This window comes from Peribacillus sp. NPDC058002 (genome assembly GCF_042886655.1).
Lineage (GTDB): Bacteria > Bacillota > Bacilli > Bacillales > DSM-1321 > Peribacillus > Peribacillus aracenensis.
The window spans coordinates 1-3,418 of record NZ_JBHVQU010000327.1 but is presented as its reverse complement, the minus strand read 5'-3'; the positions used below and the strand labels follow the sequence as shown (position 1 = coordinate 3,418).

The 3,418-nt window shown below is 41.7% G+C and carries 4 protein-coding genes; all 4 read left to right on the top strand.

Annotated elements, in window-relative coordinates; all coding sequences use genetic code 11:
• On the top strand, positions 1-2,122 hold a 2,122-nt coding region (locus ACFVSH_RS24440), incomplete at its 5' end, for an acetate--CoA ligase family protein (RefSeq protein WP_387708319.1).
• Positions 2,123-2,129: 7 nt separating this feature from the next.
• On the top strand, positions 2,130-2,588 hold the full coding sequence (locus tag ACFVSH_RS24435) for a MaoC family dehydratase N-terminal domain-containing protein (protein WP_192204746.1): 459 nt from the start codon (positions 2,130-2,132) through the stop codon (positions 2,586-2,588).
• 74 nt (positions 2,589-2,662) lie between these two features.
• Positions 2,663-3,079: a MaoC/PaaZ C-terminal domain-containing protein gene (locus ACFVSH_RS24430; RefSeq protein ID WP_192204747.1), complete on the top strand. Its 417-nt coding sequence runs from the start codon at positions 2,663-2,665 to the stop codon at positions 3,077-3,079.
• Between the two features lie 13 nt (positions 3,080-3,092).
• Complete coding sequence (locus ACFVSH_RS24425; RefSeq protein WP_387708317.1) at positions 3,093-3,404, top strand: hypothetical protein; 312 nt, start codon at positions 3,093-3,095, stop codon at positions 3,402-3,404.
• Positions 3,405-3,418: the final 14 nt, after the last annotated feature.

Here is a 3,418-nt window from a genome sequence, read left to right as displayed (position 1 = left end):
ATCCATTGCAATCCTGGGTGCCTCCAAGAGTGAATACAAAATAGGGAATTTACAAGTGAAAGCCCTTTTGGATGGTCATTTTAATGGGGAGATTTATCCGATCAATCGCAAAGCAAAAGAGATTGAAGGGATAAAGTGCTATGAATCTTTGTCAGATGTCCCGAATGAAATTGATTTGGCCATTTTTTGCCTTGGGGCGAATCAGGTGCAGCAAGGATTGGAGGAATGTGCACAAAAGAAAGTGAAGGCAGCCATCATTTTTGCTGCCGGTTTTTCAGAAACAGGAAAAGAAGGTATTAAGCAACAGGAATTGCTAACAGATATTGCAAGAAAGAATGGAATACGGATAGTGGGTCCCAACTGTGTTGGATTAGTGAATTTGTCGAATGGTTTGATTGGCACTTTTTCCCCTGCCATTCAATCTGTGCCATTAAATGACCAAAGAGGGGTCGGTTATGTCTCCCAAAGCGGTGCATTTGGTGTTTTGACCTATATGGCAGCAGCTCAGAATGGATTGAGTTTCAATTACTTCGTGAGTGTAGGAAATGAAATGGAAACTGAATTCTCGGATGTAATTGAATATATGATTCATGATTCAAAAACAAGTGTGATTAGCGGCTACTTGGAAGGTGCTAAAAACCCAGATAAATTACGAAGCCTGGCAACAGAGGCATTGGATCGAAATAAACCCATGATTGTCATGAAAACCGGGAGGAGCAAGGCCGGAAGCAGAGCGGCTGCTTCTCATACAGGATCACTTGCGGGATCGGATCAAGTATATGATGCCTTTTTTAAACAAGCTGGCATCGTAAGGGCCGACGATTATGAGGATATCATATCTTTTTCAAAGCTATTCCTATCAAAGAAGCTTCCAAATGGACGCAATACGGTAATCATCACCAGTTCTGGCGGGAGGGGTATAAATGAAGCGGATCGCTGTGAATCATACGGACTTACCATCAATCCACTCAGCTTAAAGACAATAACAGAAATCAAACGTAATCTACCTGAATATGCGAGCGCTTCCAATCCAGTGGATTTAACAGCGGCCGCATCTGTTTCCAACCCTGAGTTATTCCTTGCACCATTGCGGGCACTTGTAGAAGATCCGGATGTCGATAATATCATTTTTACGGAGTTTCCTTTTAATTGGACTGCCGAGCATCCTTTGCTTCAAGAGTTTATTGAAATTTGCAGATGCTCAGATAAATTTGTATTCATTACCACATTTCCATTAGATGGCATGACACTCCCGCCTTGTACCGCTAAGCTCGTGAAAAATGGCATACCAGTGATTCCGGGAAGCCTTAATCCGATAAGAGGGCTGGCTAAACTAGTTGAATACAGTGAATTTTATCGAAAAAATCTTGAAATTCGAGTTTCTAATAGTACAAAGAAAATAGAGAAACAAAGCTTGCAGGACATGCTGAAGCCGGGTATTACATTAAGTGAATCCGAAGCTAGTATGGTTTTGGAACGATATCGGATTGCTACCACGAAGCGTGTTATAGCTGAAAATGAAAACGATGCCATCCAATTCGCTAACAGTATCGGTTATCCAGTCGTGTTAAAGGTCGATTCGCCGGATATACCACATAAGACGGAAGCGGATGCGATTCGATTGAATGTAAGTACTGACCTTGAGGTCAGGAATGCTTTCATGGATATTAAGCGGAATGCACTAAATTATAAACCTGAGGCTAAAATAAACGGCATTTCCGTTCAGGAAATGTTACCTGATGGTGTGGAAATCATTGTTGGCGCAAGTGATGATCCCGTATTTGGGCCGGTTATCATGTTTGGTCTAGGGGGAATATTTGTTGAGATTTACAAAGATATTTCGTTAAGGATTGCTCCACTGTCAAGACAGGATGCACTTGAAATGATTGAAGAAATTAAGGGGAAGGACATTTTAATGGGAGCACGCGGGAAAGCACCGGTTGATATCGAAGCCATCATTGATGTGTTATTAAAGGTTTCCGCTTTAGTTACAGATTATAAAGATTCCATAGACGAATTGGATATCAATCCTTTGCTGGTATATGAAAACGGAATCAAAGCCGCTGATGCCATGATTGTTGTAAAGAATAATGTGAATGATAATACCGTTATTAGGGGGTAGAAAGCAAATGGAACTGGATCATTTGAACGGTTTAACGGGAGCTGAATTTATATTTGAAGTTGAAAAGAGGCATATCCGTCAATTTGCTGAGGCGATTGGTGATTTGAACCCCTTATATGTGGATGAAGAATATGCAGCGAAAACTTCATATGGTGGCATTATAGCACCGCCGACATTCCCGATAGCCATTGGTCAGGATAGTGGCGAAAGCCTTGACTTGGGCCTCGAACAAAGGAGAATGCTGCATGGTGAGCAGGAGTTTATTTATTCCCGCCCGATTAGACCAGGTGATAGGTTGCATTGTCAGATGAAAGTAACAGATGTATACGAACGGGAAGGCAGAAAAGGAACGATGCAATTCTTGGTACTTGATACAGAAATGAAAGATGAGTCAGGTGAAATGGTGGTCATAAGCCGAACGAATATCATTTATCGGCCCATCAGAAGTAATCATGCTCCTGTTTGAATAAACATGCTGATAGTTAAGGGCTAAAGTATCGATGTTAATTTCCGGAAAACCGCAAGCGGGAGGAATCAGGGATGTTGAAATATGAAAGTTTACATGAAGGTCAAAGACTTGAAGCTCTTATCAAGCCAGCTGTAACCAAGGTACAACTTGTTAAATATGCCGGAGCTTCAGGAGATTTCAATCCATTACACACAGATGATGCATTCGCACAAGAGATTGGCATGCAGGGTGTGATTGCTCATGGAATGCTTGTAATGGGCTTTCTTGGTGAATATGTAATGAAACTGGCTGGTGATCATGCTGTACCGGCAACCTTTAAAATGAGATTTGGTGCCGTAACGGTACCAGGAGATCGAATCACATGTTCTGCTTTCGTTAAAAGTCTGTATGAAGAAAGAGGTCAACGCTTTGTAAGACTTGACCTTACTGCAGAAAAGGAACCAGAGCAAGTTGTGGGTTCAGGTGAAGTGGTTTTACGCATTCAATAAGGGAGGTTTTTGTATGGACAGCATTAAAAATCGCTATGCCATTGTCGGTGTAGGGGAAAGTGAGCGTTCTAAGAATTCAGGTACAACCCCGTTACATTTGGCATTGGACGCTGCTCGAGCTGCATTGAATGATGCTGGGCTAAAAGCGAAAGATATCGACGGGTTCATGAGTTATTCTGAAAACGATTCTTGTACATCTCATCAATTAGCAACATATTTAGGGGTGCGTCCCAAATATGTAAAGGATATTCTGGGCGGGGGAAGCAGTACCGAAATGTTGATAGCTGACGCTGTTGGCTTAATCGAATCAGGTCAATTGAATTAGTTGTTTATTTATCT